This window comes from Paraburkholderia graminis (genome assembly GCF_003330785.1).
GTDB lineage: Bacteria > Pseudomonadota > Gammaproteobacteria > Burkholderiales > Burkholderiaceae > Paraburkholderia > Paraburkholderia graminis.
Genome location: NZ_CP024935.1, coordinates 923571 through 949115, shown reverse-complemented (window position 1 = coordinate 949115; position 25545 = coordinate 923571). Strand labels below are relative to the sequence as shown.

Genomic DNA, 25545 nt, shown 5'->3' with positions numbered 1-25545 from the left:
CTCGATGCGCTTGAGTCCGCTCGGGTGCGCCCGGGTGCGCCCGGGTGCGCTCGGTCCGCTCCGGTCCGCTCCGGTCCGCTCCGGTCCGCTCGGTCCGCTTGGTCCGCTTGGTCCGCTTGGTCCGCTTGGTCCGCTTGGTCCGCTTGGTCCGCTTGGTCCGCTTGGTCCGCTTGGTCCGCTTCGTCCGCTGGTCCGCTGGTCCGCTGGTCCGCTGGTCCGCTGATCCGCTGATCCGCTTCGGTCGATTCGGTCCGCTCGGTCAACGTTCGTCCGCGTCTATCCGCATCAGTCCGGCTACGTCCGCCTCACCCCACCTACTTACTAGCCGCCCCCTCGGACGCCGCTGCGCCCATCGCCCCCTTCTTCTGCTTTTTCATTGGTTTGTGCGACGAGCCCATGCCGTCGGACGGCGAGGCCATCGTCCCGCTTGCATTCGGCGTCGGCATGCCGTTGCCGCCCTGCCCCGCGCCGGCACCGCCGCCGGCGTTCGTTGCCGCTCCTTCCGCGTAGACCGCGCCCGACAAACCGAGCATCAACGCCGACATCACGACGCCTTTCGTAGTCACTCGCATGATGGCCTCCTCCATTGCAATGCGCTGGTTGCAGCCCGTGTGCAACACCTGGCGCATGCAGCGACGCAATCCGCGTGCCGCCGCCAGACGCGCAAGCGGCCAAAGCCCGCCGGTTGGCGGCTCCGGGCGAGCAGGAAAAACGGCGTATTTCCCCCGGATTGACCCGCCTCGCCGCGTGCACTAACAATCCGATATGCATATCGGCGACGCTTATCCGGCGATGCCCGCCAGCGACGCCGCGCGCGAACGCCGAAGTCAGTGGAGGACGCCATGATGCTCACGAGACTTGCCGCCGTCGCAGCGTGGACCCTCGTGATTGCGGGAACGGCCTACGCGCAGGGGACGGACGCAGGCGCAGGCCGCCCGCGTTCCAATCCCGTCTCGACGGGCAGCGCGCGGCCGCAAGCGCCGCAGTCCGCAGCGCCTCCCACGCCGGCGTCCCTACCGACGACCGGCAGCACGTCGCTCTTGCCCGGCGCGGGCCTCATCGTCGCTCCGGAGGACGGCGCGAGGCCGCCGCGTCCCGAGGCGTCGCCGGGCACGCCTGCCAACCCGAGCGGCCTCAAAAAGCCCGACTGAGAATAGGCCAATTGGAGGCCAATCGCCGGCCAATCGAAGGCTTAACGAACGGCTCCATCGAGCGGACTGGCCGCCAAGCCGGATCACCGCACCGCCGCCCTCACCCGCCCCCTCACAACAACGCAACCACCCGCACGTCGCCCTGTTCCGCGGACGCCACCACCTTCTCGCCGATGCGGCGGAACGTGATCGACACTGACGCGTCGCCGACCCGCAGATCGCCCAGCTCAAGCCAGTCGATGCCCTCGGGCAGCATCGGCTGCTCGATCAACACCTCGCGGCGTTCGGCGTCGATGGTGATACCGAGACACGCCTCGAGCATCATGAACGGCGAGCCGGCCGCCCACGCCTGCGGCAGACACGCGACCGGGTAAGCAGTCGGCGGCTCGCCGCGCCGGCGCGGGAATCCGCAGAACAGCTCCGGCAGACGCATGTCGAAATTGACCGCTGCCTGAAACAGCGCCTGCAGCAGCCGCACCGCCGCCGCCTTGCCGCCGTAGCGCGACAGGCCGCGCGCGCAGATCGCGTTGTCATGCGGCCAGACCGAGCCGTTGTGATACGCCATCGGATTGAACCGCGACTGGCTCGCGGCGAGCGTGCGCACACCCCAGCCGGTGTGAAAGAGCGTCGAGTCCAACGCGCGCACCACCGATTCGCCGCGTTCGCGCGAAGGCAAACCGAAAGCCAGCAGATGCCCGGCATTCGACGCCATCACGCGGCACAATTCGCCGTGGCCGTCGAGCGCGATGCCGTAGAAGCCCGACTCTTCCATCCAGTATTTTTCTTCGACGCACTCGCGCAGCTTTTTCGCCCGCGCCTTGTATTGCGCGGCGGCGTCGTGCATGCCGCGCAGCTTCGCGTAGTGGGCCATCGTGTCGAACGCCGCGCTCGCATACGCCTGCACTTCGACGAGCGCGATCGGGCCATCGGGGAAGCGGCCATCGGCATGGAACACCGAATCGTGGCTGTCTTTCCAGCCCTGGTTCGCGAGGCCGCCGTCCGACTCGCGCTGATAGTCGAGCAGCCCATAGCGGTTCTTGTCGCACACGCCCGCGACCCAGCCCGCCGCGCGCTCGAGCGCGGGCCACAATTCGTCGATCAGACCGACGTCGCCCGTGCGCGCCGCATAGGCGCCGGCCAGCACGATGAAGAGCGGCGTGGTGTCCACGCCGCCGTAATACAACGCGAACGGCACTTCGCCGGTGGCGGCCATTTCGCCCTTTCGCATCTCGTGCATGATCTTGCCGGGCGCGGCATCGCGAAACGGCGAGTTCTCCTGCGCCTGATGCTCGGCGAGAAAACGCAGCACGCCCGCGGCCAGTTGCGGCTGCAACCACAGCGTCTGCAACGACGTGATCACCGCATCCCGGCCGAACGGCGTGGAGAACCACGGAATGCCCGCGTACGGATACGGGCCGGTCGCAAGGTCGGTGGTCAACAGGCCAAGGTCCGCGAGCGAGCGGTCGATCCACGCATTGAAGAGCGGATTGCTCGAGCGCACGCGCGCGGTCACGCGCCGCCGCTCGCGCATCACGAGGTGCGCGTCGACCAGCGCCGCGCGCACCGCGGCCCGGCCGACCCGCGGGCGCTCGGTGTCGATCTGCGACATATGCGCTTCGCTCAACGGATGAGTCGGCGACGACACGCCCGCGCTCGGCGCATCGGGCGTCTTCGAGACCACCTGAACCGAGACCGACAGATAGATCGACACGCATGCCTGCGCCGGCAGCGTGACCGTGTAGTCGGCGCGATCCGCAAACAGCTTGTCGGGCCGCGGCGCGAAGGCGATCTGCACATTGCGCGCCACATCGTCGAGCCCGAGATAGCCGAGCAGCACTTCGTCGTTCTCGACGCGCGCCGGCTCGATACGCCCCTGCTTCGCGCGGCTCAGGCCGCGCACCTCGAACATGTCGCGGAAGTCGCTGGCAAAGGAAATGGACAGCGGCACGACGGCGTCGCTCGTGCCGTAGTTGGTGAGTTCGATGGCTTCGTTCAACACCGTGCCCGACAGCACGCGCACGCGCTCGACGTGGATCACGCCTTCCGGCGTGCTGGCGCCGCCGAGCGGCGGCAACGGGCGGTTCGTCAGATGCGCGGTGAACGACGTGTTGTCGCTGCTGACGCTGCCCGAGAGCAGCGACGGCGCGCGGCCGCCGAACGTCAGGCGCAGTTGCGAGAGGACGCGGGTGTCGTTGACGAAGAGGCCGTCGTCGACGCCCGTAATATCGCCGAGAGGATCGTTGACGATGAACGTGTCGCCCGACTTCAGCACATGCTGCGTGGCGCTTGCAACGTTGAGATTTTCCGTCGGGATGAATACGCCGTCCGGCTCGGATTCGCGGTGATCGATTCCGCCCGAGTGGGACAGGCCGCCGAGGGCTTCAGGCTGCTGCATCAGGGTCGCTCCTATGGTTCGCTGCTGCGTATGCTTCGCTTGCGGTTGCCGCCGGTCGGTGCTCGTGGCGTTCGTGGTGCCCGATGGTGCCCGTTAGTGCCCGGCCGCTTCCGATTGTAGAAGCTCTCGTCTCGTCAGACGAACTTATCGCAGGCGAGTTTCGGTTTTTTTTCAGTGGCATGCGACGTGCAGGCAGGCGCGACGTAAGGGACGAGATGGGCCGCTAACCGAAACAATGTTTTGCTGGCGCGGCACTGAGTGGCTGAGGGGTGCGTCTGCGATACTCGCTTCGTGTTTCGCTTGCCCGGCGAACACATCGCTGTCTTTGGCCCGCTGTAGAGGCGGGCCTTTTTTAATCAGCCAGAGCAGTCAGCCGAAAGAACAGGAAGAACCGAATGAACGCCTCTCTTGAAACGCTTTTTCCGGACCACGTCCATCGCGACGACAGCGCGGTTAGCGCGCTGAACCATCAGGACATCGTCGTCGCGTTGTCGGCGGCTTTGAAGACGCAGGATGTCGCGGTGCTGCATATGCTTTATCCGCGCACCGACGCGCGCACGCATCGCAGCCTCGATGCGCTCGTCGATGTGTTGCATGGACACGGTCTGCACGAAGTCGCCGATCTGATCGCGCACGAAGCGCACTATCTGCTGTTCAAGGACCCGGCGAAGGCGTGGAAAGCCTTCCACGAAATTCGCAACGACTCGCTCGCGATCGGCGTGCATCTCTACTATCACGGTCTCGTCGGCGAGGCAGCGGAACTCGCGCTCGACAAGGATGCGCATCGCAAGGGCTGACGAAGCCGCGCGGAACGCTCACCGGTGATTCGCCGCGCGAGCGAGTGAGCGTGCGTGCCTATTTATGCAGGCACTGTCGCTTGCTGCCGCCTGATCGACCTTCGACTCATTCGCAAGCGAATTCGTCGAGCATGCCGGTCGCGGCCGCGGCGCCCGCGCCGCGCACGGCGCAGGTCAGCGGCTCGTCGGCGACGCGCACCTCGAGACCGAGTTCGTTCGTGAGACGCCGCTCGAGATTGCCGAGCAGCGCGCCGCCGCCGGTCAGCACGATGCCGTTGTGCGCGATATCCGTGATGAGTTCGGCCGGCGCCATTTCAAGCCCGCGCTTCACCGCGCCGATCACCTGGCGCAGCGGGCCTTCGATTGCATCGGCGATATCGTGGTTGCTCAACTGCACTGTGCGCGGCAAGCCGTCGTCGACGCTGCGCCCGGTCGCGTTCATGTGCTCGGCGGGCACGTCGCGCACGGCCGTGCCGATGTTCTTCTTCACGTGTTCGGCGGTCTGCTCGCCGAGCAGCACGCCGTACAGATTGCGCACGTAACTGACGATGGCCATATCGAAGCTGTCGCCGCCCACGCGGATCGAGCCGCTGTACGCGGTGCCGCCGAGCGAGAGCACGCCGACTTCCGTCGTGCCGCCGCCGATATCGACGACCATCGAACCGGTCGCCTCCGTCACCGGCAAGCCCGCGCCGACCGCCGACGCCAGCGATTCGCCGATCAGGCTCACCTTCCACGCGCCGGCCGCGACGGCCGCTTCCTTGATTGCGCGGCGCTCGACCTGGGTCGCGCCGGCCGGCACGCACAGCGTGAACGCGGCGCGGCGGCTGAAGAATTGCCGCGGACGCGCCATGTCGACGAATTGCCGGATCATGTGCTCGGCGGCGGAAAAGTTGGCGATCACGCCGTGGCGCATGGGCCTCACGGCTTCCAGATTGCGCGGTGCGCGGCCAAGAAGCTGGCGCGCCTCGGCGCCCACCGCCGTCACGCGTTTCGGACCGCCCGCATGATCCTTCTCGAAGCAGACGACCGACGGCTGATTCAGCACGATGCCGCCGTCGTCGGTATAGATCAGGGTGTTGGCGGTGCCGAGATCAACGGTCACTGCCTGGCGGAACAGTCGATCGAAAAGCGGGTGATGCGGCGTCGGTGTGGCCATAAGAAGGCTCTGTTATGTCGCTCGGTAGCGTCGCGCTCGCGTCGCCGATTCGCGTCGTTATTCCATGCGCGGCAGTGTGAAAATGCGCCCCGTCGCCCAGCCCGCGAGCATTGCGCAGTCCCGCGACGGGCGTGATTTTCGTGCTATGAGCAGTTAACGGCAAGCCGATCAATAACTTTAGCCCCGCTTTTCGTGCGGACGTATCAATCGCGCGACAATGCGCCGAGCGTGCGCTCCAGCGCGGCCTCGCCGAGCGCGACGCCGTCCGCGCTGATCGTATGGCCGACGCCCGGCAATGCGTACGCATCCACCGTGTAGCCGGCCGCGCTGAAGGCGTCGGCTGCATGTTCGAGCGCCTGCACCGGGATCACCTCGTCTTCCTCGCCGTGAATCAGCGTGAGCGGCGTGCCGTTGCGCGCGAGCACGGGCGACGCGAGCCGCCCCGAGTACGCGACGACGCACGCGGCGCCTTCCGCGCTCGTCGCCACATGATGCAGCGCCATGATCGAACCTTGCGAAAAGCCGACTAGCGCAAGGCGTCCGAAAGCAAGCTGCCAATGCGCGAGCTCGGCTTCGAGCATGCGTCGCATGGCCGCGTACGCGGTCGTCGCGCGCGCCTCGCGGTTGGCCTCGTTGATGTCGCGCAGACTGAACCACTGACGGCCGCCGAAGCCGCCGTCGAAGGGATCGGTGCCGTCGAGCGACGTGAAGGCGATGTCCGGCAGACGCTCGCTCCAGATGTCGGCGAGCGGCATGAGGTCGCGCGCGTTGCTGCCCACGCCGTGCATCAGGACCACGAGCCCTTTGGCGGGCGCCTGCAGCGGCGCACGCCGCCAGCCATGTTCGAATTGTTCCCAGGCCATATTGCTTTCCTTTCCTTTTTGCTTCAATTGATTCGCGGTTGGTTCGCCGTTGGTTCGCCGTTGGTTCGCCGTTGGTTCGCCGTTGGTTCGCCGTTGGTTCGCGGTTTGATCACGTTTAAAGGCGATTGATCGCGCGGCGCTCGACGTCGCGCTATGCGGTTTGGTTCTGTCCAGCCGCGAGCATACGCTGTCGGCTTCGTTCACGGCGCGTTGCAATGCCCGCAGCGGCGACGTCGAAAGATGAATACAGGTATGCTTTTGCGAGCATCCAGCGGACCCGCCGCGTAATACGGCCACACGCAAAGCCGCGCGCGAGGTCCGCGGCATATCGATCCGGGAGAATGTCTTGAGCCAATCCACGTCTGCGGAGTCGCCCGCGCCCACGTCCGCGCCGCCCGCGCCTCCGCCGCCGCTGAAAGGCGGCCAACTGGTGCTGGCGACCATCGCGGTCGCGCTTGCCACCTTCATGAACGTGCTCGACACGTCGATTGCGAACGTCGCGATTCCGACCATTTCGGGCAACCTGGGCGTTTCCGTCGACGAAGGCACGTGGGTCATCACCGTGTTCGCCGCGGCCAATGCCGTGTCGATTCCGCTCACCGGCTGGCTCACGCAGCGCATCGGCCAGGTGAAGCTGTTTGTCGGCGCGATCCTGATGTTCGTGATCGCGTCCTGGCTGTGCGGCATTGCGCCGACGCTGCCGATCCTGCTGCTCGCGCGGGTCTTTCAGGGCGCGGTGGCGGGCCCGCTGATTCCGCTGTCGCAAGCCATTCTGCTCGGCTCGTATCCGAAGGAAAAAGCGTCGACCGCACTCTCGTTATGGGCGATGACCGCCACCGTCGGTCCGATCGCGGGTCCTGCGCTCGGCGGCTGGATCACGGACAGCTATAGCTGGTCATGGATCTTCTATATCAACATTCCCGTTGGACTATTCGCAGCCGGCGTCACGTGGATGATCTATCGCACTCGCGAATCGCCCACGCGCAAACCGCCTATCGACGTGGTCGGCCTCGGGCTGCTGATTACCTGGGTCGCGTCGCTGCAGATCATGCTCGACAAAGGCAAGGATCTCGACTGGTTCGCGTCGCCCGTCATCGTGATTCTCGGGCTGACCGCGCTCGTCAGCTTTGCGTTCTTTCTCGTGTGGGAATTGACGGAAGAAAATCCAATCATCGATTTACGGCTCTTTCGCGAGCGCAACTTTCTTGGCGGCACGATTGCCATTTCCGTCGCCTATGGCGTGTTCTTCGGCAACCTCGTGCTATTGCCGCAATGGATGCAGGAGTACCTCAACTACCGTTCCGTCGACGCCGGCCTCGTCACCGCGCCGCTCGGCATATTCGCCGTGATTCTCGCGCCGGTGATGGGCCGCGTGCTGCCGCGCTCGGACGCCCGCATCATTTCGACGATGGCGTTTGTCGGCTTCGCAATCGTCTTCTATATGCGCTCGAAATACGTGATCGAAATCGACACCTGGCATCTCGTGATACCCACGCTATTGCAGGGTATTCCGATGGCATTGTTCTTCGTACCGCTGACGTCGATCATTCTGTCCGGACAGCCGCCCAACAAGATTCCTGCGGCGGCCGGCCTGTCGAATTTCGTGCGCGTGTTTTGCGGCGCGGTGGGCACCTCCGTCGCGGGCAATGCCTGGAACAATCGCACGGTACTGCATCATGAACGGCTCACCGAACGCGCTTCCGTCGACAACCCGTTGTTCAATCAACAGATCGATTCGACGCAATCGCTGCTGCATCTGAATACGCAATCGGCGCACGCGCTATTCGATTTCACCGTGAATACGCAGGCCGCGATGATGGGCCTGAACGACATCTTCTTTGTATCGGCGGTCATCTTTATTCTGATCATTCCGCTGATATGGATTACGCGGCCCGCCAAAGGCGGCGGCGGGGATGCAGCCGGCGCGCATTGACCGTATCACGCGTATCGCACGTATCGCCGAGCGCAATCGAACCGTTCGCGGATGCTTGCCAGTAGAATCGCGGCTCCACCGGATTGAGCCTCATGAACTACGCATCCATTCTCGAGCAGATTCATCGCGACTTGCGGCCTTATCTTGGCACGGGCAAAGTTGCGGATTACATCCCGCAACTGGCTAAAGTCCCGGCCGAGAGCTTCGGCATGGCAATCGTCACGGCGTCGGGCGAAGTATTCCGCACCGGCGAAGCGGACACGCGCTTTTCCATTCAAAGCATTTCGAAGCTATTCGCCTGCACAATGGCGTTCCGTCTGCTCGGCGACGCGCTATGGCAACGCGTGGGCCGCGAGCCGTCGGGCAATGCTTTCAATTCATTGGTCCAACTCGAGGCGGAGCACGGCAAGCCGCGCAATCCGTTTATCAATGCGGGAGCGCTGATCGTCACCGATGTACTGTGCCGGCGTTTCGTGCAAGCCGAAACCGCACTCGTCGAATTCATGCGGCGCGTGACCGGCGAGACGAGCATCGACTACGATTCGCGCGTCGCTCAATCGGAATTGCAGCACGCTCACCGCAATCGCGCGATGGCGCATTTCATGGCGAGCTTCGGCAACATGGAGATGCCGCCGGAAGTCGTGGTGGACGCGTATTGCCGCCAATGCGCAATCTCCATGAGTTGCGTCGAATTGGCAAAAGCCGCGCTCTTTCTCACCAATCACGGCGTTGTGCCTTCCACCGGCGAGCGGATTCTCGACACGAGTTCCGCGAAACGTCTTTCGGCACTCATGCTGACTTGCGGCACTTACGACGCCGCGGGCGACTTCGTGTACCGCGTCGGCTTGCCCGCTAAAAGCGGCGTGGGCGGTGGGATCGTCGCGGTGCTGCCCGGAGAAATGGCGGTATGCGTATGGTCGCCGGGACTCGACGCAAACGGCAATTCATTAGCCGGTGTACTCGCGCTCGAATGGTTGACGACGCATACAGGCAAGTCGATCTTTTAAGCGCGAATGAGCGGCGGCGTACAGACATCAACGATGAATAACGAGTAAGCGAATAGCGCGGTGCCCGGTTTGTTTTTAAACGCAAGCGTTGCGTCGCGCTATTCGTTATTTGCTTTTCGTCTGTAGTTCGCAGCTTAGGGTAATTATCGAGCGCCGCGCCTCACGAGTTCGGCCAGTACTGTCCGATAGGCGGTCTCGCCGATCACATGCTCGTTCGCGCCGCCCTCGAAGTCGATCCATCCGGAGTTAAAGCCGTCGAGCATTTCAATGCGCGGCGTCGGCCACGCCGTGCCTTGCGACTGGAACCGCGCTTCCCATTCGGCGCGCGGCACCGCCTGAGCCTTCACGTCGCGCTCCAGTACACTGCCCAGCAACGCCGCGATCTCATGCTGCGTGTAACGCTGCGGCCCTTCTATTTCGATGACGCGCCGCCCCTGCCACGTCTGCGTGAGCGTATCGGCAATCACGCGGCCGATGTCCGCCGTCGCGACCATCGGATAAGCGCGCTCGAGTGGCTGCAGAAAGCCCGGCATGACGCCCGTATCGCGCGCCGGTGCAACGTCCCATAGCGAGTTCTCCATGAACCACGCGGGCCGCATGATCGCAGTGGGTATGTGCAAAGCGGGCAGTTCCGCCAGTGCCTGCTCCAGAATGTGCACTTGAGTAATGAGCCCGAGGCCGGATTCACGGTGCCCGCCAACCGACGACAATGCCGCCACCCGCTCCGGCCGCGCATCGACTAGCGCTTTTTTCAGCACTGCAACTGCCCGATGTGCGTTCGGATAGCCGGGCTGCGGCGCGAAATTCGGCGCGAGCATTACGAACACGCCTGCGGTTCCGCGAAATGCAGCGGCGAGCGCGTCGGCGTCTTCGAATGATGCAATGGCTATTTCGGCACCGCGCTCACGCCACTGCGCGGCCTTCGTCTCGTCGCGCAATACCGCACGCACCTCATGTCCCGCAGCCAGTAAAGCGCGCGCCGCCGCGCCGCCCACCTGCCCTGTCACACCGGTAATGGCATACATATCGATCGCTCCTTGAATGGTTAATGCGGTAGTGCGACGCATTCTCGCTGTTTAACCGTCATTTCACGAGAGCATGAATGTCATTTGTCTAATGACGGATCGGCATGCATATGTTTCAGGAATGTTGCGCGCGAAACCAACGTGCTCGTTACTTGCTCGTTAAGCGGACAACCGTTCAACGTTTCGCGCCGCGCTCGACTCGCGCCGCCTCGCGATGTCTATGCTTGGTTGCAATGCAACAGATCGAACAGCGCCAGTACTTTCGTATGAATCGCTGCGGAATCAGGAGACCTTCCATGTGCGGAATCGTAGGAGCAGTGGACCGCCGCGATGTCACTTCCACGTTGACCGAGGGCTTGCGGCGACTCGAGTATCGCGGCTACGACTCGTGCGGAATCGCGGTTCTTCAGCAAGGCGCACTGCGTCGAGTGCGCAGCGTCGCGCGCGTCGCGAGTCTCGCGGCAGAAGTTGCCGAAGCTAACCTGTCGGGAATGATCGGTATCGCTCATACACGTTGGGCGACTCATGGAGCGCCTGTCACGAGGAATGCCCATCCGATCTTCTCCAGCGGCGAAATCGCCATCGTGCATAACGGCATCATTGAAAACCACGAGGCGTTACGAGAAGAACTGGGAGTACTCGGCTACGTGTTTGAGTCGGACACCGATACGGAAGTTGTCGCGCATCTGATTCACCATGCGTGGAAAAAGCAAGGCGGAGAACATGAAAGCGACCTGCTTTCTGCCGTGCGCCATGCGCTCGAACGGCTTCACGGCGCTTACGCAATTGCCGTATTCGCGAGTAGCGATCCGGGCCGGGTGATCGGTGCACGGGCCGGTTCACCGCTCGTCGTCGGCCTGGGAGAGCAAGGCAACTATCTCGCGTCCGACGTCATGGCGCTTGCCGGGACGGTGGAGAACTTCATTTATCTGGAAGAAGGCGATATAGCGGAATTGACACTGGACGGTGTACGGGTCGTCGATCGCGCCGGCCATGCAGTGCAGCGCGAAATCAAATTGCAGCGATCGAGCACGAGCGCAGTGGAACTCGGCCCGTATCGGCATTACATGCACAAAGAGATCTTCGAGCAGCCAAGTGTCATTGCAGACGCAATTGAAAACGTTCACACCATTACCGCCGACCTATTCGGCGCGGGGGCGCGGCACGCGTTTCGCGAAATCGACTCGCTTCTGATAGTGGCGTGCGGCACGAGTTATTACGCCGGCATGACAGCGAAGTACTGGTTCGAATCGCTCGCCAAAGTACCGGCGCAAGTGGAAGTCGCGAGCGAATACCGGTATCGCAGCAGTGTGGCGAGTCCCAATACGCTGGTCGTGGTCGTATCGCAATCGGGCGAAACCGCCGATACGCTCGCCGCGCTCAAGCACGCTCAATCTCAGGGCCATCGGCACACGTTGGCTATTTGCAATGTCGCAAGCAGCACGATGATGCGGCAGGCGCAGTTCCAGCATCTGACTAGTGCGGGACCGGAAATCGGCGTTGCGTCGACAAAAGCCTTCACGACGCAGCTAGTTGCGCTGTTCCTGCTCGCATTGACGCTCAGCAAACAGCGCGGGCGCCTTCCGGCCGCGCAAGAAGCGGCGTTTCTCGATCAACTGCATCGCTTGCCGGCGAAGCTGAACAGCGTGCTTGCGCTGGAAACGCAAATCGTCGCGTGGGCAGAAGCGTTCGCGCGTACAGAACATGCACTCTTTCTCGGCCGCGGCCTGCATTATCCGATCGCGCTGGAAGGCGCATTAAAGCTGAAAGAGATCTCGTACGTGCACGCGGAAGCCTATCCCGCAGGCGAATTGAAACATGGGCCACTTGCACTGGTGACGAGCCAGATGCCGGTCGTCACGGTGGCGCCCAACGACGCGCTGCTCGACAAGCTCAAATCGAATATGCAGGAAGTCAGGGCACGCAGCGGCCAATTGTATGTATTCGCCGATGCGGATTCACGAATTGCGAGTGGCGATGGACTTCGCGTGATCCGCATGCCCGAGCACTACGGCAGCCTGTCGCCGATCCTGCATGTCGTGCCGCTGCAACTGCTTGCGTATCACACCGCATGCGCACGCGGCACCGACGTCGACAAGCCGCGAAATCTCGCGAAGTCCGTCACTGTCGAATGAGGCATAGCGCACAGACGCACTGCGCGCATGGGTGTACAAGCAAACGGTTGCGCGGACATAAACCGCGCGCCGCAATGTAATCGGAACTCATTGGCGGGCCACTGCCTCGCTTATTCGCGCAAGGAAAGCGAACATGCAGATCTATCCGATTCATCCGAGCTTTACTGCGGGAGCCAGCTTTGAACTCGCGGTGCAGCCCGGCAGGCGCTTTAGCATCGCCATTTATCAGCAGCAGGACGACGACTCGCTCACGAGCCTGTGCGGCGTGGTGGTTACAGGTAAGAACAATGTGACCGCCAATCTGCTGGACGGCAAATACGTATTCCAATCTACAGGCAATAGCGCGGCAAAGCGCTTCGACGAGGATTGGAATTGGCCGACAATCGACATTCGCCCGAACGTCGCGAACTTGCACAGCGGCGCCTATGTCGCGATCGCCTATGAAGTCGACGCCGCAGGAAAGCCGACCCAGGAACTCGGGCGCGCGTGCGCCGCGCATCGGCCGATCTTCGCAGCACGGCCCGACAGCGACAGCATGGCGCTTGTGATCGCGCGCCCACGCACGCCCACCGCCACGCTCGCGTACATCATTCCGACGGCGACCTACCACGCCTATAACTCGACGGGTGGAGGAAGCTTCTATGACGACCGCATTCACCGTTACCGCGCCGCAAACAAAGTGAGCTTGCTCCGCCCCGGCGGCGGACTCGGCGCACGGCTCGGCGAACCGGACGATCCCTACGACAAACGCTCGACCCGTCAGCAATTCGCTCACTGGGACGCGAAGTTTATCCGGTGGCTGCGCAACGAAGGCATTGCCTGCGACTTTTATACGGATCTCGACTTGCACAGCGCGACCGCGCTCGACCTGACTCGCTACCGCTGCATGCTGAGCGTCGGTCATCACGAGTACTGGAGCGAGGAAATGCGCGCACATGTCGCGTATTTCGTCACGCAGGGCGGAAACGTCGCTGTTTTCAGCGGCAATACGTGTTATCGGCCTGTGAGGTTTATCGGCGCTGAACCGGGTCAACTCAGCGAGATGCGCAAGCTTGCGGACAACTGGGATGTACTCAAGGAACAGATCGATCTCGATCCGCGCGTAAGCGGCAATGAAAGCCATTTGATTGGACTGACCTATAAGCACGGCGGCGGCCACTGGGGCACGTGGTCGCGGTGGCGTCGCCGCTGGGTGAAGTGCGAGCGTCAGGCAATTGGCTTTACCGTCAAACGGCCGGACCATTGGGTATTTGCAGGAACTCAACTGCAACAAGGTGAAAGCTTTGGCGCAGAAGATCGGCTCGTCGGCTATGAAGCGGACGGCATCCCGCCGGACTGGCCCGACGATGCAATCGAAAGGCTTGCGGTTACCGAACGGCTCACAGGATGGGAAATGGGCGGTGCTGGCGCGATCGGCTTATTTCGTCCACTGCTGCGAGACGGCCGCCGCAGTGCGGGAGAAGTCTTTAATGTGGGTACGACAGACTGGGCTCGTGTGCTGACGGACAGCACGGCGCAGAGCCATGACGTCGTGCAGCAGATCACCCGCAACGTGATTCGCCAATACACCGGCGCGCAGGAGATAAACGCAACACAGCAGAAGCGTCCGCTGCACGAAGCGGCCGATGCAGGCGGCGAAGCCGCATTGCAAACCGACGCGGGTTGAGCGCAATGATGGTCATGAACGCAGTGACCGTTGCGCACACGATGTTGTCCGCTCATGACGCGCTTGAGTCGATCCTTCAAGCGTGTGAACAAACGTTTTCTAAGGCATTTTGTACCGCTTCTCAGAACTTTCGAAACGGGCTTCATTACGCGTTTTTCTTGCCACATTTCTTATCGGTTTAACGCCTTTGACACAGTACTCGAACCGGCGGTTGAACCGTCCGGCGCCCGCGCTCGTTCGTCGCGCGGCACGCCATCGAGCACCTCTACGTTGTCAGCCAAGGTTGGCCGGTGGAGGCTGAATTTAGGTGAGCACGCAACCAGCCTTACAGCGTATCCTTCCATTCAAATCCCAAACGAAGAAAGATTGCGTAAGCATCGTCTTCTCCAACGCTTCTTCGCTCGCGCCCAACACAAGCACTGTCATACCTGAGCGGCATTACCAATAACTCGTTAGACCTCGAACACCAGGAGACAGCATGAATAAACTCGGCCCCGCTAGTTGCCTCCTGCCGACTGATAAAGCGGCACAAGTACTTCGTCTAATTAATACGAATGCACATATCGACATCGTTTCAAGCCGCGATCTTCAATCCGGCGAAAACGAAATGCATCTCGATCAATCGGCTACTGCAAACGCGATGTCTATTCCTCGCGCGCCCGAGCACGCCGATAAGATGCAAATGCTGATTGCGCCGGATACGGATGCAACTCTCGCCTCTATCGTAAGGTCCAATTTGAATTGTCAAGATTTAATTGCGCCGGTATGGATCCTGGACCACACAGTTCAGGGCGCCGTGATTGCACGCGCCGCCGAAATACGCATCAGCTTCTTTCCGCAGGCAGATGATGCAAGCGGCGCAACGTCCGTTAAGCCGAAGCGCGAAGACGAGAAGATTCACGCGCTCGCGCAGTGGCTCACTGAAAACTGCGAGCACGACATTTCGATTGCCGAAGTCGCTCAGCGCGCCGCGATCAGCGAACGAACCTTCTTGCGCCGGTTCCGGCAACAGATCGGCACGCCGCCTTCCGAATACCTGTTGAGGGCTCGGCTCGACCGGTCGCGCAGGCTGCTAGCCGACTCCGATCTTCCGGTCGACAAGATCGCTCGGCGCAGCGGCATGGGCAACGGGTCGCAACTCGCGAAGCTCTTTCGCAAGCGCTTCGGAGTCTCGCCAACGGAGTTTCGGCGCCGCGCCCGCACGGGTTCCGCCTAAGCGAGTGCGACCATGGAAGAAGGCCGGCCGCGGGGTCACTGGCGAGACCAGCCCTTGGCTTCGCGTGCCGAAAGGTTTGCGTTCACCGTGATATTGACTGGCTTTGCAACGGTTTATGTCGTGGCGGTGATTGTCGTTTTTCTGGTGGTGGCGATTGTATTGATTCCGGTGCGGATTTTCTGCTCCATTGCCGACGCTATCCGGGCCGCAAAGCGGCGCGGATAACCGCGATTTCAGAAGATCCGCGCATTGGCGAGGCGCGACAAGCAATTGGCGGCTGCGCCGCCGATTAGCGGACTTTTACCGAATCCGCGCTCACTACAATTCAGGCTGTTGCCAGACTTTTAGTGCATTTGATAAATATATTGGGAGCCCTAATCGTGATGGATCTCGTTGAACTCTCCAGGCCGCACGTCGATGAGAAGCCCGACTGTCTGGAACCGCCGAGGCACATTGGCCTTCTCGTGTCGCAGAACTTCTTCACGGCAAGTACTGGCGCGATTGGCGATGCTTTTCGCCTTGCGAACATGGCGCAACTGCATCGTGGCGAAGACCCGCCGTACCGGCTTACGGTATTGTCAGAAGAAGGCGGCGTCGTCACGAGTTCGTGCGGCATTTCGATCTTCACGGAACAACTGAGCCGTTACAGCGTGGGCGATTTTCACGCGTTCTTCGTGGCGTGCCGCGACACGGCGGCGCCAACGGAACCGAATGACCGGCTGCATTCGTGGATCACGCGTCACGGCGCAATGGCATCGCTTCGCATCACGCAAGGGTCGAAGCTCGCAGTGGTTTACAAAAACGCTTCACGGCTGGCAGTACCCGTCTTTCTATTCGACGATGACTTCGTGGCGTCCCGCATCAACGGCGCAACGCCCGCCGAGCTGGCGCTTTCGCAGATCGAGCGCGACCTCGGTCCGCAGATCGCCAGAAAGGTCGCGCTTGAACTGCAGACGAATGCGATCAAGCACACAAGGCCACGCGAAGGCGACGCCAAATCGCTCACCACCGCAAGCAAGGTTCGCGAGTCGGCCCGCTGGATCCAGGAGAACTACAGCAAGCCGATTTCCGTTGCGCAGGCAGCCGAATCCGCGGCAATGAGCAAGCGCAATTTCCGGCGCCGTTTCAAGCAGGAGTTCGGTATGACGCCGCTGGAGTACCTGCTGCGCACGCGCTTCGACGTGGTCCGGACAATGCTGAGTTCCACCAATATCCCGGTTGGGAAAATTGCGCGGCGGTGCGGAATGGGCGACGGTAATCGTCTGGGCCGTCTCTTCAAGGAGAGGTACGGCATGTCGCCCACCGAATTCCGTGCACAGCGGCATTTGAGCCTGTAGAGCGGCTTGACGCATGAGGAGAGCCACTATTGCACCAGGCGTATTTTTATGACGACTCCGATTCGCAACACGCTGTTCTATCTGATTCTGATTCAGGGCGGCAATTACATCGTACCGTTGCTGATGTTGCCGTACCTGGGTCATGTACTCGGTGCAAGAGAGTTCGGGGTGTTGGCCTATTGTCAGGCTGTCGCGCAATACATGGTGCTGCTGACCGACTATGGCTTCAACTTCACCGCAACACGACTCGTATCGGTCAAACGCGGCGACGCTCACGGGCTCGCCGAGGTCTATACGAGTACATCGGCCGCGCGGCTCGTACTGGTTGCAGCGGCGCTTCTTCTGCTCGTAGCGGGCATTGCATTCGTGCCGGATCTGCGAGATCACGCCGATGTACTGGGCGCGCTATTTCTCGGCATCGTCGCCAACGCGGTTACGCCGGTATGGCTGTTTCAGGGTCTGGAACGTATGCGCGCGTTGGTGTTGCCGACGTTTGTTTCGCGGCTTCTCGGTCTCGCCTTCGTCTATCTTGCAGTGAAAGGTCCGGGCGATGCCGCGCTTGCCGCTTTGGGCGTCAGTCTCGGCAATGTACTGCTCGCCATTTGTGCGCTGTGGATTCTTCATCGCAACAGGCTGGTGAAACTCGTCGGCATATCCACGAGAAAGATTGTCGACGCGCTGAAAGACGGCTTTCCGTTGTTCCTCTCTTTTGTATTGATCAGCTTCTATGTGAACTTCAACTCGATTCTGCTGAACTACTTCCACGGACCGGAAGTGGTCGGTCAGTTCGCGATGGCGGACAAGATTCGCGTGGCCGCGCAGGCCATGTTCATGGTGATCAGTCAGGCTTTCTATCCGCGCATCAGTCAATACCACGCGACCGATCCGCAAGCCGCGCAGCGCCTGATGCGAATGGCGATGCTCGCCGTGTTCTCGACATCGATCAGCCTTTTTGTCGGCATCGAATTGCTCGCGGCGTGGGGTATCGAAACATGGGTTGGGCCGCAGTTTCATGCGTCCATTCCTCTCCTGAGACTCGAAGCCGTCTTGCCGCCCATCATCAGCGTCGCTGTCGTATTCGGCGATCTCGGGTTGCTCGCTCAAGGCCGCGCGCGTTCGCTCACGAATGTGTTTCTCGGCGCGACGGTTCTGCATCTTCTCTATGTGGTTCCGCTCACCCGCTACGGCGGCGCGAAAGGAACGATCGTCGCCGTGATCCTGACCGAGGTGGTCGGCGCGGTGGCCTTCATGTGGCTGTATTTCCGCGGCGTTGCACCTGCCTCGCGAGGCGCGGCGCTCATGCCGGTTGCATCCGGGGCGCGTCAGGAAGCACGCGGCGCGGATGCCGGTTGAGTTGCGGTTCTGCTTATCAAACAATCGAGGTGCCTTATGCCCGCTTTTTCCATCATCGTGCCGGCCTACAACGTTGAGCACTATCTCGACGAAGCGCTCGCGAGCGTTGCGGCCCAGTCCTTCACGGACTTCGAGCTGATCCTTGTCGACGACGGCTCCACGGACGGCACCGCCGCGATTGCACAGCGCTATTGCGACAGCGACTCGCGCTTTCGCTACGTCTATCAGCCGAATCGCGGGCAATCCGCGGCACGCAATCTCGGCACTTCGCTGACCACGGGCACGTATGTGTACTACATGGACAGCGACGACCTGATCGACACCGACACGTTGAGCGTCTGCCACCGCGAATTCAGCAATCCCGAGATCGACGCGGTGATGTTCGAAGCCGCGGTATTCCCGAACGATGCGCCGATGTACAAGCAGGAAGTCAACGGCTACCGCCGGCCGCTCGGAAGCGCGACGTTGTGGTCGGAAGAGTTCGTCGTCGAATCGTTGCGGCAAGGGCGCTATTTTGTTTCGCCGTGCTGCTTTATCACGCGACGTTCGGCCATCGGCAATCTGCGTTTCATAGAAGGCATCGTGTATGAGGACAATCACTTCTTCGCTGCGTTGTTGCTACAGCAACGACTTAAGCTGGCAGTGCTGAACCAGGCGCTCTTTAAAAGAAGATTGCGCATGGATTCGACGATGTTCACGACGAAGACGCTGCACCACTACAACAGCATGTACCGGTTGCTTCACGAGGTGTCGGCGCTGTCTTTCATTGCGCTCGATCCACCGGAGCGCGCGCGCATCAAGCAGGAGATCATCGGCAAGACGCTCGGCGATCTGCATTTTGCAAGCGCGCTGGTCGGCCCCGATCTGAAGCTGCGCAGCATGAACGTGGCGGCGACATGGTATGTGGCCACGCATATCTCGCCGCGGCTTTTTTCGGCGAAGCGTCTGTTGCTCGCGCTCGTGCCGGAACTGTATCGGTTGAAGCCGGAAGTTTGAGTTGCTTTAAAGCTGAGTCGCTTTTAGAGCGCGGCGCCGCTACTTTGCTGCGCCGCGCGCTAATAGCGGTACTGCATAAAGGCACTGCCTTCACATTCCGGAAGTTGCCATATCCTCTTCCACGAAACGCAGAATCGCCTCTGTCAGTGCCTCGCGAGGGTAGGCATTTTGCGTGACGAACAACGATGCGATCGTCGTGTGCGTTCGAGAGACAGGCACGGCCAGTGCCCAATGATCCGCATTGACGTAACCCATCAAGACGCTGCCGGGCACGACCTGATCGTAGAAGATCACCTGGCTGTCGTTGCGGGCGTCGACTCGTGAGAGTTTTTCGTAGCTCGATTCGAGTATCGACGAAATGCGCTCTGGCTGCGGAAAGGTCACGAGCGAGTAGTAGCGCAGATCGCGCGGAAGCGGATGGCTGGCCATCCACGCCCTGCGCGTGGCCGGCCGCAGGCTTTGCACGGCCCCGCCGTCTCCCGAGTGGCAAGCCGCGCCCGGAAAGTGCCGCAGCATGTCCGCCTGGTATTGCTCGGCGTCGTTGGCAAGCGGCGATCCGCCAACCGCCCCCGCCGCGCTGACGACAGCCGCCACGCGGCTGCGAATCTCCGGATACGCGACGACGGCCTCGAGAATATCGGCCGCGCCCTTCGAGTAGCCGATCAGCACCAGTTGCGCTGCGCCTTCGGACATCGGCATGGCCATCACGGCGTCGCGGATCTGGCGTGCATTGTTCGCCGAGCCCGACAGCCCGTCCACGTTCAGCATGATCCCGTCGTAACCGGATTGCCGCAGGTTTTGAACGACGGTGTTCGGAGGATTCAGCCACGGCCTGAAGCAGTCGTACCCGATGCCGGGCACCACTGCCGCGATGAGGTGGCGTCCCGATCGCCCGAGATCGACGGGCGCACCTGTACCGGCAGGCTCGGCGCCCACGCGTGTGAGTGCGTCTTCGCAGGGACGGTAGTCAGGCAGCGCTGAGCCGTGCGCTTCGAGCACCGCACAGTAAATCTCGCGAAAGCGGGCCCGCTTGTCTTGCACGCCGGCCTGCGATGCCGCCACGAGAGCGAGGGGCGGCGTCTCCGTCGAGTAGGGAATGAGCGGCTTCGTTGCGCATGCCGTTAGCGCAAGAATGACCGCTAGCGCCGCGCCGTGCATGCAGTGCCTGCTCCATGCCCGCCGATGCACAACGCGCCGGCGCACCGCGCCGCTTCGTTGCTGACAGACCGCCTTACTTGCCGGCATCGCCACCCTCCCGGTTCGTGGAGGACTCGCGCTGCTCGAGGTATGGCACCCACTGGAGCATTTCCACGTTCGCAAAACTGAGCGGACGAGTGGCGAAGAACATCACGGCGCGTAGTCCGTCGGTGTGATACGGCGCGCCGTTCAGCGTTGTCCGCGGCTGTGCCTGTGGCGATGGACCGACGCCGTACACAAAACCGAGCTTGTCGAGACCGCCCGAATACATCATGTCCTGGATGAGGAAGTTCCTGGCCTCGTCGACGTCATCATGAAGCGTGTCATCCGCCGTATCGTGATGCGCGAAGCGGCCCCCGACAGGACGTCCGGCTTGCGCGACATACACCGGGTCGCCGTTAAAGCGAATGGGCGTGAGCCACGCGCGCAATGAAGTCGACAACGCACCCGCCTGGGCCTGCTTGCGCAGCACGACGTCGGGCGTGCGTCCAAATAGCCACTGCGAATAGTCGCTCTTTCGCATCTCCCGGCGATAGCTACGGCGCACCATCGCGGCGCCGATGTCTCCCAGTTTGCCGATCACGATCACATTCAGAGGATCGCCTTCGGTCTCGCCATTCTCGCTCGTCGCGCAGCGCGGCATCCGTTCGAGCGCGGCCCGCAGCGACGCGAGGTCGTGGTAGTCGGTCAAAGCCGCCTGCTGGTACTGGAATGGAGTGAGCGCGAAACGCGGGTCGGCGGCATCGTCCGGTACGGGTAGAAACAGCGAGAAAGGAATCAGTGTTCTGCTTGCGAAAAGATCGATGTTGACGAGCTTGATCTGCCGGTCAGGATTGGCGAAAAGAAAGCCGCTGCGCGTTTCTCCAGCCGGGACGGGATTTTTGAATCCAAGCTTGTTCAAGTGGCTGTCGATGTCCGCGTTCGTCGCGCCGCCGAGAAGCGTGTGCATGGACCATGCGACTTCGAGTGGCGAAAAGTAGTCCGGGTCGGTTCCGGAGTGCAGCAACCATAACGCTTGCGGTGTATGGTTCTCGACTTCGATCCAGAGCGGCTGAATGTTGCTGCTGCCGATGTCGGCGCCGATCATGCGCCTGCTGTCGTCGGCGCCTAGAACGGCTACGCTGACGCGCGCGCCTTGCCTCGTGTCGCTCACCGCACGCTGACGCAGCGGCGCATCGTCGGGGCTGACGGGCGCGGTCCAGGTCGCACAGCCGCCACAAACGAATAGAAGCACAACGCTGCCGGCAACGCGCGTCAACGCACGCCGAAGCGTTGGCGATTCGTTCATTGATCTGCTCCCGCGGGCACGGCGTTGAACTTTGCAACCGACTCCCATGGAAAAAATTCGATACCCGAGAGCGAGGTAGGCTGCCGGTCGAATACGAGGACCTGGCGAAGGCCGTCGGTGTAGTACGGGTCCGTAGTCAGATTCTGGCCCGGTGCGCTTTGCGAAGCTGCGCCGACTCCTTTCACGAAGCCGATCTTCTGCAGGTTCTGTGAATAGGCCATGTCCTCGGTCAGCGCGGTACGTGCTTCGTCCACGTCGGGATCGATCTTGTGCGTCGTCAGCGTGGGCGAGTGGAATGTCAGACGCACGCCGATATCCCGGCTGATCTGACCGACCCACACGGGCTTGCCACGGTAGCGCATCGGGCTGAGCCAGAGCCGCAAGTGATTGCGCTGGTGGATGGTGTCGCGCGCCTTCTGCAATGCGAGGTCCTGCGCCCGCCCGAACAGATAGAGATCGCTCACGGGTGCATTGACATAGCGCTCGCCGGAAAATGCGGACGTGACGGTCTTCATGATCGAGCCGGACCATTTCTGTTCGGTCGGACTCCAGCCTCGTCTAACGAGTGCGGGAAATGCGTCGTCGAGACCGCCCACGATGACGAGATTGAGCGGGTCGCCATTCTTCGCGCCGTCTTCGCTGGTTGCGCAGCACGGAAGCGATTCGAGCGCGGCGCGCAACGCGCCGTCGTCGGTGTAGTCCACCATCCTCCCCGGCGGATAGACCTCACGGCGAAACACCGCGCTAACGTGGTAATCGGCGTAGAAGCCGGGCACCACCATGAGAAAGGAAAATGTTTGCGCCCGACCGCTTGCGACAAGATCAAGCTGAATAAGCTTGGCGCCCTCGGAGAGATTGGTCAGGATATAACCGGACACAGTGTGGCCCGGCAACACGGGGTTACGGAAGGCGAGTGCGCGAAAGCGTCGCTCGATGTCATCGCCTGCCACCGACGATTTGCTGCCGGCGAATGCTTCGGCCGCTTCGGAGGCGGGAAAGAAGTTGGGGTCGAGGCCCGGCGACATCAGAAAGTAGCTGGACGTGTCGTCGTTTTGCACCTCGACCCATACGGGCTGAATGCCCTTTTTCGCGAGCGCTACGCCATAAACACTCTCGCTCTCTTCGGCCGAAAGCACCGAACCTGAAACCCGGAGTCCTCGTTCGCTACGCGTGACGGCGCGGCTTTGATAGTCGAGTCCGCCGGCGCCCGGCAACGTGATGGCGCAACCGCATAGCATGAAAGCAACGACAACTGCAGGCAGCAGTCGATTCACGATGTGATCCATCGCGTCACCCATTTGCCGCGACCCGGGGCGGCGTTCCCGTCAGTGAACCGGGGTGAAAGCTTCTGGAGGCAGAGTCATTTGAGTACCTGTTCGCCGCCTAAAGGCAGCCTCCTACATCTCCCATCGCATTGCTGCCTCCCCCGCTACCTGCACGGAAGCCGACCGACGTTTTGCTATTACCCGTCCACGATGGCCGCACCACGGCGGCTGCGCCACCCGGAGGCTGCTGACCTGGCACATAGACATCCATGGCCTGGTCGTTCGCCACGATCACCTGCGATATGACCTGTTGTTGCGACCGGTCGGCCCAGTCCTTCGCGATGCATTGCGCAACGACAGGAGCAGACCGTTGGCTTTCTCCGACCGCTTGCGCGCCCGGCGGCATGGGTTGGTTTGCACAGGCTGACACAGCAGCGGTCACGAGAAGAAGCGATAACGGTTTCATTTTTCACGTCCGGTTGAATGTTGCTTTTGAAAAGGCGCGTGGATCAACGCCGCGGTGGTCCTCGAGTTACTGCTGACGGGCCGGCTCCAGAGCATGGGCACTGGATACGGTTACCGTCGCGGCGGATTCAGAGGGTGGTGGCAACGCGACCTCGCTAGCCGCGATAGAGCCAACGGCAGACGGCGTCACGGCAGCGACGGCGGCAGGCGGTTCCGGTGTACGCGGAGCCGCTATAAGAAAGCCACTCGATGTCAGAAAGATTGCGAGTAACAGGACAAATTCCACGGCCACTCCAGTTCGATATCATTGCAGGCTCGCATGGCACCTGTGAGTACTTGGCAGCTCATCGGTCCATCCGCTCGCTCTTTACAAGCTTAACCAGCCGATATACCAGGCCAATAGGACCTTGGTCCTACACTTCGCGGGGCGGGTTTAAAAACTGGGCCGCGTGGCGCCTTTCAAGCTGCGTAGTTATTTGCAGAATGACATTTGATCGGCGCGCAACGTTGGCTATCTTTGATTCACGAACGTCGGAATCAACAGGAGAGGCAATCATGAAAACACCGCGCGCCGTGAGTTGTTTTGTCTTCGCGGGATGTGTCGCGTTAATGCCAAACGTCCATGCGCAAACCGCCAACGCCATGCCGGTGGCGTCGAGTCCCGGCGCAGGTTCAGGCAGTGCCACGCAGGCGGACAAGAAGCTGGCCCGCGACGTTCGCAAGGCGTTGTCCAGAGCGCCCAACTTCAACGTATCGAACGTATTCGTCAAGGCGCGTGGCGGTGTCGTGACATTATCCGGAAGCGTGCCGGACGGTCCTCAGATCGAGCAGGCAGCAGAGGTGGCGATGAGCGTGCCGGGTGTAACGTCGGTGAGCAACCATCTCTCGCTTTACACGAAAGGGTATTAACGCTTCGCCGCGGACAAGCGCGGCGCTTGCGACGATCCTCAAGCCGCTCGCGGCTCGAATGCAAACCGCTCGACCTCGCCGCCGCGCGCAACCACCGCCGTGCTCTCCGGAATCTCCTGCCACCAGCCCGGCAAATCGGCGAGCGGCTCCGACACGACCAGAAACGCGTCCTGCCCGGCCATCGCAATGCGCGGATCGTCGGGATACAACTCGTGCATTTGACGGAACGACGTATTGTGAAACAGCGTGCGGGACTGCCGTTCGCTCGAATAACGCACAGCGATAATCTGCTCGCCGTCGGTTGCACAGACGGTCATGTTCAGCGGCTCTTCAACGCCGTGGCGGCGGCCCGTTTCTTCGACGAACGCGACCATCCTCTCGAGCGCAGTGACAGGCGCGAGTTCCAGACCAAAGGTTAGCGCGAGGAAGAACAGCACTTCCGAGTCGGTCGAGCCCTCGATAGAAGCGAACAGTTCGGGCGCAATCGCGACCATCAGGTCGCGGCGCACGGCAGGATACTTGCGCACTACTCCGTTGTGCGCGAACAGCCAGCGGCCATGACGAAACGGATGACAGTTGGTCTCCTGTGACGGCGTGTCGGTCGCGGCCCGGATGTGCGCCATGAACATCGGCGCGTGGATTGCCCGCGCCGCTTCGCGCAGGTTGCGGTCGCTCCATGCCGGCTGAATGCAGCGGTAGCGAAACGGAATGTCGGTCGGATGGCCGTACCAGCCGATCCCGAAACCGTCGCCATTGGTGGTCGTGTGGCCGAGACGCGAATGAAGGCTTTGATCGATCAGCGAATGCTTCGCGTTGAAAAGCACCGTTTCAAGCTGAAGGGGATTGCCGGAATAAGCGAGCCAGCGGCACATGAGATGTCTCCATGTATCGGATACGCGCTAATTCCGCCAGCCAGTTGCAGCGGAAGCGTATCCAGAACGTCATCAAGAAGGGAAAGAACACACCGCCCGCGCCACTCGGGTGAGAAGCTGGTCCGCAGCACGCACAGTGCTATCGTGAGACCGGCTTCTTTTTGCTGGAGAGGCCTGGAACGGATATCAGGTTGAGCGCAATCACCGCGATCGCGATACCCAGAAAAACCGCGAGTACGCCATAGCGGAATTCGGGTTGGCGGTCGTACAGCAAGCCAGTGATGGTCGCATAGAGACCAGCCAGCCAGATAGCGACGCCGACCAATGCGATCGCAACCCGTCTTTCCGATTTTTTCATCACGACCTCGGCAATCAGCGCTGGTTCTCTAAACATATTAGTGCGGCGGAGCCATGTTTTCCAGAACTGGTCGTATACGTGCCGAAGAAAACCAGCGCCGTTCAACGCGAGGGCCCGTGCAGCGGCGGGAGGAAGACATGAGCCGCATTCTTCCCACC

Annotated in this window: 23 protein-coding genes; 12 read left to right on the top strand and 11 right to left on the bottom strand. The window is 61.7% G+C overall.

Annotated elements, in window-relative coordinates; translation table 11 throughout:
* Window positions 1–314: 314 nt before the first annotated feature.
* On the bottom strand, window positions 315–572 hold the full coding sequence (locus tag CUJ91_RS22500; protein WP_029965734.1) for a hypothetical protein: 258 nt from the start codon (window positions 570–572) through the stop codon (window positions 315–317).
* 270 nt (window positions 573–842) lie between these two features.
* Here CUJ91_RS22500 and CUJ91_RS22495 point away from each other — a divergent pair, with 270 nt between their 5' ends.
* Window positions 843–1151 carry a hypothetical protein gene (locus CUJ91_RS22495; protein ID WP_114157177.1) on the top strand — a complete coding sequence of 103 codons (309 nt, stop codon included), beginning with the start codon at window positions 843–845 and terminating at the stop codon, window positions 1149–1151.
* Window positions 1152–1263: 112 nt separating this feature from the next.
* On the opposite strand, the gene CUJ91_RS22490 is transcribed toward CUJ91_RS22495, so the two are convergent.
* Window positions 1264–3546 (bottom strand): amylo-alpha-1,6-glucosidase, encoded by a 2283-nt coding sequence (locus tag CUJ91_RS22490; protein WP_006046807.1) that lies wholly within the window; start codon window positions 3544–3546, stop codon window positions 1264–1266.
* Window positions 3547–3941: 395 nt separating this feature from the next.
* Between CUJ91_RS22490 and CUJ91_RS22485 the strand changes: the two genes are divergently transcribed.
* Window positions 3942–4343: a hypothetical protein gene (locus CUJ91_RS22485; protein ID WP_006046806.1), complete on the top strand. Its 402-nt coding sequence runs from the start codon at window positions 3942–3944 to the stop codon at window positions 4341–4343.
* A 106-nt stretch (window positions 4344–4449) separates the two neighbouring features.
* Here CUJ91_RS22485 and mreB read toward each other — a convergent pair whose 3' ends face one another.
* Entirely contained in the window at window positions 4450–5502 is a 1053-nt protein-coding gene (mreB, locus tag CUJ91_RS22480; protein WP_114157175.1) for a rod shape-determining protein, read from the bottom strand.
* A 203-nt stretch (window positions 5503–5705) separates the two neighbouring features.
* A complete protein-coding gene (locus CUJ91_RS22475; RefSeq protein WP_029965739.1) occupies window positions 5706–6365 on the bottom strand; it encodes an alpha/beta hydrolase in 660 nt (219 codons plus the stop codon).
* A gap of 346 nt (window positions 6366–6711) precedes the next feature.
* Here CUJ91_RS22475 and CUJ91_RS22470 point away from each other — a divergent pair, with 346 nt between their 5' ends.
* Window positions 6712–8298: a DHA2 family efflux MFS transporter permease subunit gene (locus tag CUJ91_RS22470; RefSeq protein ID WP_029965740.1), complete on the top strand. Its 1587-nt coding sequence runs from the start codon at window positions 6712–6714 to the stop codon at window positions 8296–8298.
* Window positions 8299–8390: 92 nt separating this feature from the next.
* Window positions 8391–9305, top strand: a complete 915-nt coding sequence (locus CUJ91_RS22465) for a glutaminase (protein ID WP_006046802.1) — start codon at window positions 8391–8393, stop codon at window positions 9303–9305.
* 143 nt (window positions 9306–9448) lie between these two features.
* On the opposite strand, the gene CUJ91_RS22460 is transcribed toward CUJ91_RS22465, so the two are convergent.
* Window positions 9449–10330, bottom strand: coding sequence for an NmrA family NAD(P)-binding protein (locus CUJ91_RS22460; RefSeq protein WP_114157173.1), 882 nt, complete (start codon window positions 10328–10330; stop codon window positions 9449–9451).
* Window positions 10331–10626: 296 nt separating this feature from the next.
* Here CUJ91_RS22460 and glmS point away from each other — a divergent pair, with 296 nt between their 5' ends.
* From glmS to CUJ91_RS22425, 7 genes are all read left to right on the top strand, one after another.
* On the top strand, window positions 10627–12465 hold the full coding sequence (glmS, locus tag CUJ91_RS22455) for a glutamine--fructose-6-phosphate transaminase (isomerizing) (protein ID WP_006046800.1): 1839 nt from the start codon (window positions 10627–10629) through the stop codon (window positions 12463–12465).
* 133 nt (window positions 12466–12598) lie between these two features.
* Window positions 12599–14131: a N,N-dimethylformamidase beta subunit family domain-containing protein gene (locus tag CUJ91_RS22450; RefSeq protein ID WP_114157172.1), complete on the top strand. Its 1533-nt coding sequence runs from the start codon at window positions 12599–12601 to the stop codon at window positions 14129–14131.
* 478 nt (window positions 14132–14609) lie between these two features.
* On the top strand, window positions 14610–15347 hold the full coding sequence (locus CUJ91_RS22445) for an AraC family transcriptional regulator (RefSeq protein ID WP_006046798.1): 738 nt from the start codon (window positions 14610–14612) through the stop codon (window positions 15345–15347).
* A 12-nt stretch (window positions 15348–15359) separates the two neighbouring features.
* The gene (locus tag CUJ91_RS22440) at window positions 15360–15572 is read left to right on the top strand and encodes a hypothetical protein (protein ID WP_029965746.1); all 213 of its coding nucleotides are present in this window, start codon (window positions 15360–15362) and stop codon (window positions 15570–15572) included.
* 158 nt (window positions 15573–15730) lie between these two features.
* The gene (locus CUJ91_RS22435) at window positions 15731–16684 is read left to right on the top strand and encodes a GlxA family transcriptional regulator (RefSeq protein WP_006046796.1); all 954 of its coding nucleotides are present in this window, start codon (window positions 15731–15733) and stop codon (window positions 16682–16684) included.
* A gap of 48 nt (window positions 16685–16732) precedes the next feature.
* Window positions 16733–18037 (top strand): flippase, encoded by a 1305-nt coding sequence (locus CUJ91_RS22430; protein WP_114157171.1) that lies wholly within the window; start codon window positions 16733–16735, stop codon window positions 18035–18037.
* A gap of 36 nt (window positions 18038–18073) precedes the next feature.
* Window positions 18074–19033, top strand: coding sequence for a glycosyltransferase family 2 protein (locus CUJ91_RS22425; RefSeq protein ID WP_029965750.1), 960 nt, complete (start codon window positions 18074–18076; stop codon window positions 19031–19033).
* 90 nt (window positions 19034–19123) lie between these two features.
* Here CUJ91_RS22425 and CUJ91_RS22420 read toward each other — a convergent pair whose 3' ends face one another.
* From CUJ91_RS22420 to CUJ91_RS34900, 4 genes are all read right to left on the bottom strand, one after another.
* Entirely contained in the window at window positions 19124–20191 is a 1068-nt protein-coding gene (locus CUJ91_RS22420; RefSeq protein WP_114157169.1) for a lipase family protein, read from the bottom strand.
* A 73-nt stretch (window positions 20192–20264) separates the two neighbouring features.
* A complete protein-coding gene (locus CUJ91_RS22415) occupies window positions 20265–21518 on the bottom strand; it encodes an LssY C-terminal domain-containing protein (protein ID WP_114157168.1) in 1254 nt (417 codons plus the stop codon).
* Complete coding sequence (locus tag CUJ91_RS22410; protein ID WP_114158031.1) at window positions 21515–22804, bottom strand: LssY C-terminal domain-containing protein; 1290 nt, start codon at window positions 22802–22804, stop codon at window positions 21515–21517. The genes CUJ91_RS22415 and CUJ91_RS22410 overlap by 4 nt, the downstream gene beginning before the upstream one ends.
* A 97-nt stretch (window positions 22805–22901) precedes the next feature.
* Complete coding sequence (locus CUJ91_RS34900) at window positions 22902–23249, bottom strand: hypothetical protein (protein ID WP_114157167.1); 348 nt, start codon at window positions 23247–23249, stop codon at window positions 22902–22904.
* Between the two features lie 554 nt (window positions 23250–23803).
* Here CUJ91_RS34900 and CUJ91_RS22400 point away from each other — a divergent pair.
* Entirely contained in the window at window positions 23804–24157 is a 354-nt protein-coding gene (locus tag CUJ91_RS22400; RefSeq protein ID WP_114157166.1) for a BON domain-containing protein, read from the top strand.
* A gap of 38 nt (window positions 24158–24195) precedes the next feature.
* Here the strand turns inward: CUJ91_RS22400 and CUJ91_RS22395 are convergent, their stop codons facing one another.
* Both CUJ91_RS22395 and CUJ91_RS22390 read right to left on the bottom strand, forming a co-directional pair.
* Window positions 24196–25029 (bottom strand): class II glutamine amidotransferase, encoded by an 834-nt coding sequence (locus CUJ91_RS22395; RefSeq protein ID WP_006046788.1) that lies wholly within the window; start codon window positions 25027–25029, stop codon window positions 24196–24198.
* A 139-nt stretch (window positions 25030–25168) separates the two neighbouring features.
* Window positions 25169–25387: a DUF2964 family protein gene (locus CUJ91_RS22390; protein WP_006046787.1), complete on the bottom strand. Its 219-nt coding sequence runs from the start codon at window positions 25385–25387 to the stop codon at window positions 25169–25171.
* Window positions 25388–25545: the final 158 nt, after the last annotated feature.

Bases quoted from the DNA above. Each gene is read 5' to 3' on its own strand.
- CUJ91_RS22500 (WP_029965734.1), bottom strand. From the start codon at position 572: ATGCGAGTGACTACGAAAGGCGTCGTGATGTCGGCGTTGATGCTCGGT.
- CUJ91_RS22495 (WP_114157177.1), top strand. From the start codon at position 843: ATGATGCTCACGAGACTTGCCGCCGTCGCAGCGTGGACCCTCGTGATT.
- CUJ91_RS22490 (WP_006046807.1), bottom strand. From the start codon at position 3,546: ATGCAGCAGCCTGAAGCCCTCGGCGGCCTGTCCCACTCGGGCGGAATC.
- CUJ91_RS22485 (WP_006046806.1), top strand. From the start codon at position 3,942: ATGAACGCCTCTCTTGAAACGCTTTTTCCGGACCACGTCCATCGCGAC.
- mreB (WP_114157175.1), bottom strand. From the start codon at position 5,502: ATGGCCACACCGACGCCGCATCACCCGCTTTTCGATCGACTGTTCCGC.
- CUJ91_RS22475 (WP_029965739.1), bottom strand. From the start codon at position 6,365: ATGGCCTGGGAACAATTCGAACATGGCTGGCGGCGTGCGCCGCTGCAG.
- CUJ91_RS22465 (WP_006046802.1), top strand. From the start codon at position 8,391: ATGAACTACGCATCCATTCTCGAGCAGATTCATCGCGACTTGCGGCCT.
- CUJ91_RS22460 (WP_114157173.1), bottom strand. From the start codon at position 10,330: ATGTATGCCATTACCGGTGTGACAGGGCAGGTGGGCGGCGCGGCGGCG.
- glmS (WP_006046800.1), top strand. From the start codon at position 10,627: ATGTGCGGAATCGTAGGAGCAGTGGACCGCCGCGATGTCACTTCCACG.
- CUJ91_RS22450 (WP_114157172.1), top strand. From the start codon at position 12,599: ATGCAGATCTATCCGATTCATCCGAGCTTTACTGCGGGAGCCAGCTTT.
- CUJ91_RS22445 (WP_006046798.1), top strand. From the start codon at position 14,610: ATGAATAAACTCGGCCCCGCTAGTTGCCTCCTGCCGACTGATAAAGCG.
- CUJ91_RS22440 (WP_029965746.1), top strand. From the start codon at position 15,360: ATGGAAGAAGGCCGGCCGCGGGGTCACTGGCGAGACCAGCCCTTGGCT.
- CUJ91_RS22435 (WP_006046796.1), top strand. From the start codon at position 15,731: ATGGATCTCGTTGAACTCTCCAGGCCGCACGTCGATGAGAAGCCCGAC.
- CUJ91_RS22430 (WP_114157171.1), top strand. From the start codon at position 16,733: ATGACGACTCCGATTCGCAACACGCTGTTCTATCTGATTCTGATTCAG.
- CUJ91_RS22425 (WP_029965750.1), top strand. From the start codon at position 18,074: ATGCCCGCTTTTTCCATCATCGTGCCGGCCTACAACGTTGAGCACTAT.
- CUJ91_RS22420 (WP_114157169.1), bottom strand. From the start codon at position 20,191: ATGCACGGCGCGGCGCTAGCGGTCATTCTTGCGCTAACGGCATGCGCA.
- CUJ91_RS22415 (WP_114157168.1), bottom strand. From the start codon at position 21,518: ATGAACGAATCGCCAACGCTTCGGCGTGCGTTGACGCGCGTTGCCGGC.
- CUJ91_RS22410 (WP_114158031.1), bottom strand. From the start codon at position 22,804: ATGGATCACATCGTGAATCGACTGCTGCCTGCAGTTGTCGTTGCTTTC.
- CUJ91_RS34900 (WP_114157167.1), bottom strand. From the start codon at position 23,249: ATGAAACCGTTATCGCTTCTTCTCGTGACCGCTGCTGTGTCAGCCTGT.
- CUJ91_RS22400 (WP_114157166.1), top strand. From the start codon at position 23,804: ATGAAAACACCGCGCGCCGTGAGTTGTTTTGTCTTCGCGGGATGTGTC.
- CUJ91_RS22395 (WP_006046788.1), bottom strand. From the start codon at position 25,029: ATGTGCCGCTGGCTCGCTTATTCCGGCAATCCCCTTCAGCTTGAAACG.
- CUJ91_RS22390 (WP_006046787.1), bottom strand. From the start codon at position 25,387: ATGAAAAAATCGGAAAGACGGGTTGCGATCGCATTGGTCGGCGTCGCT.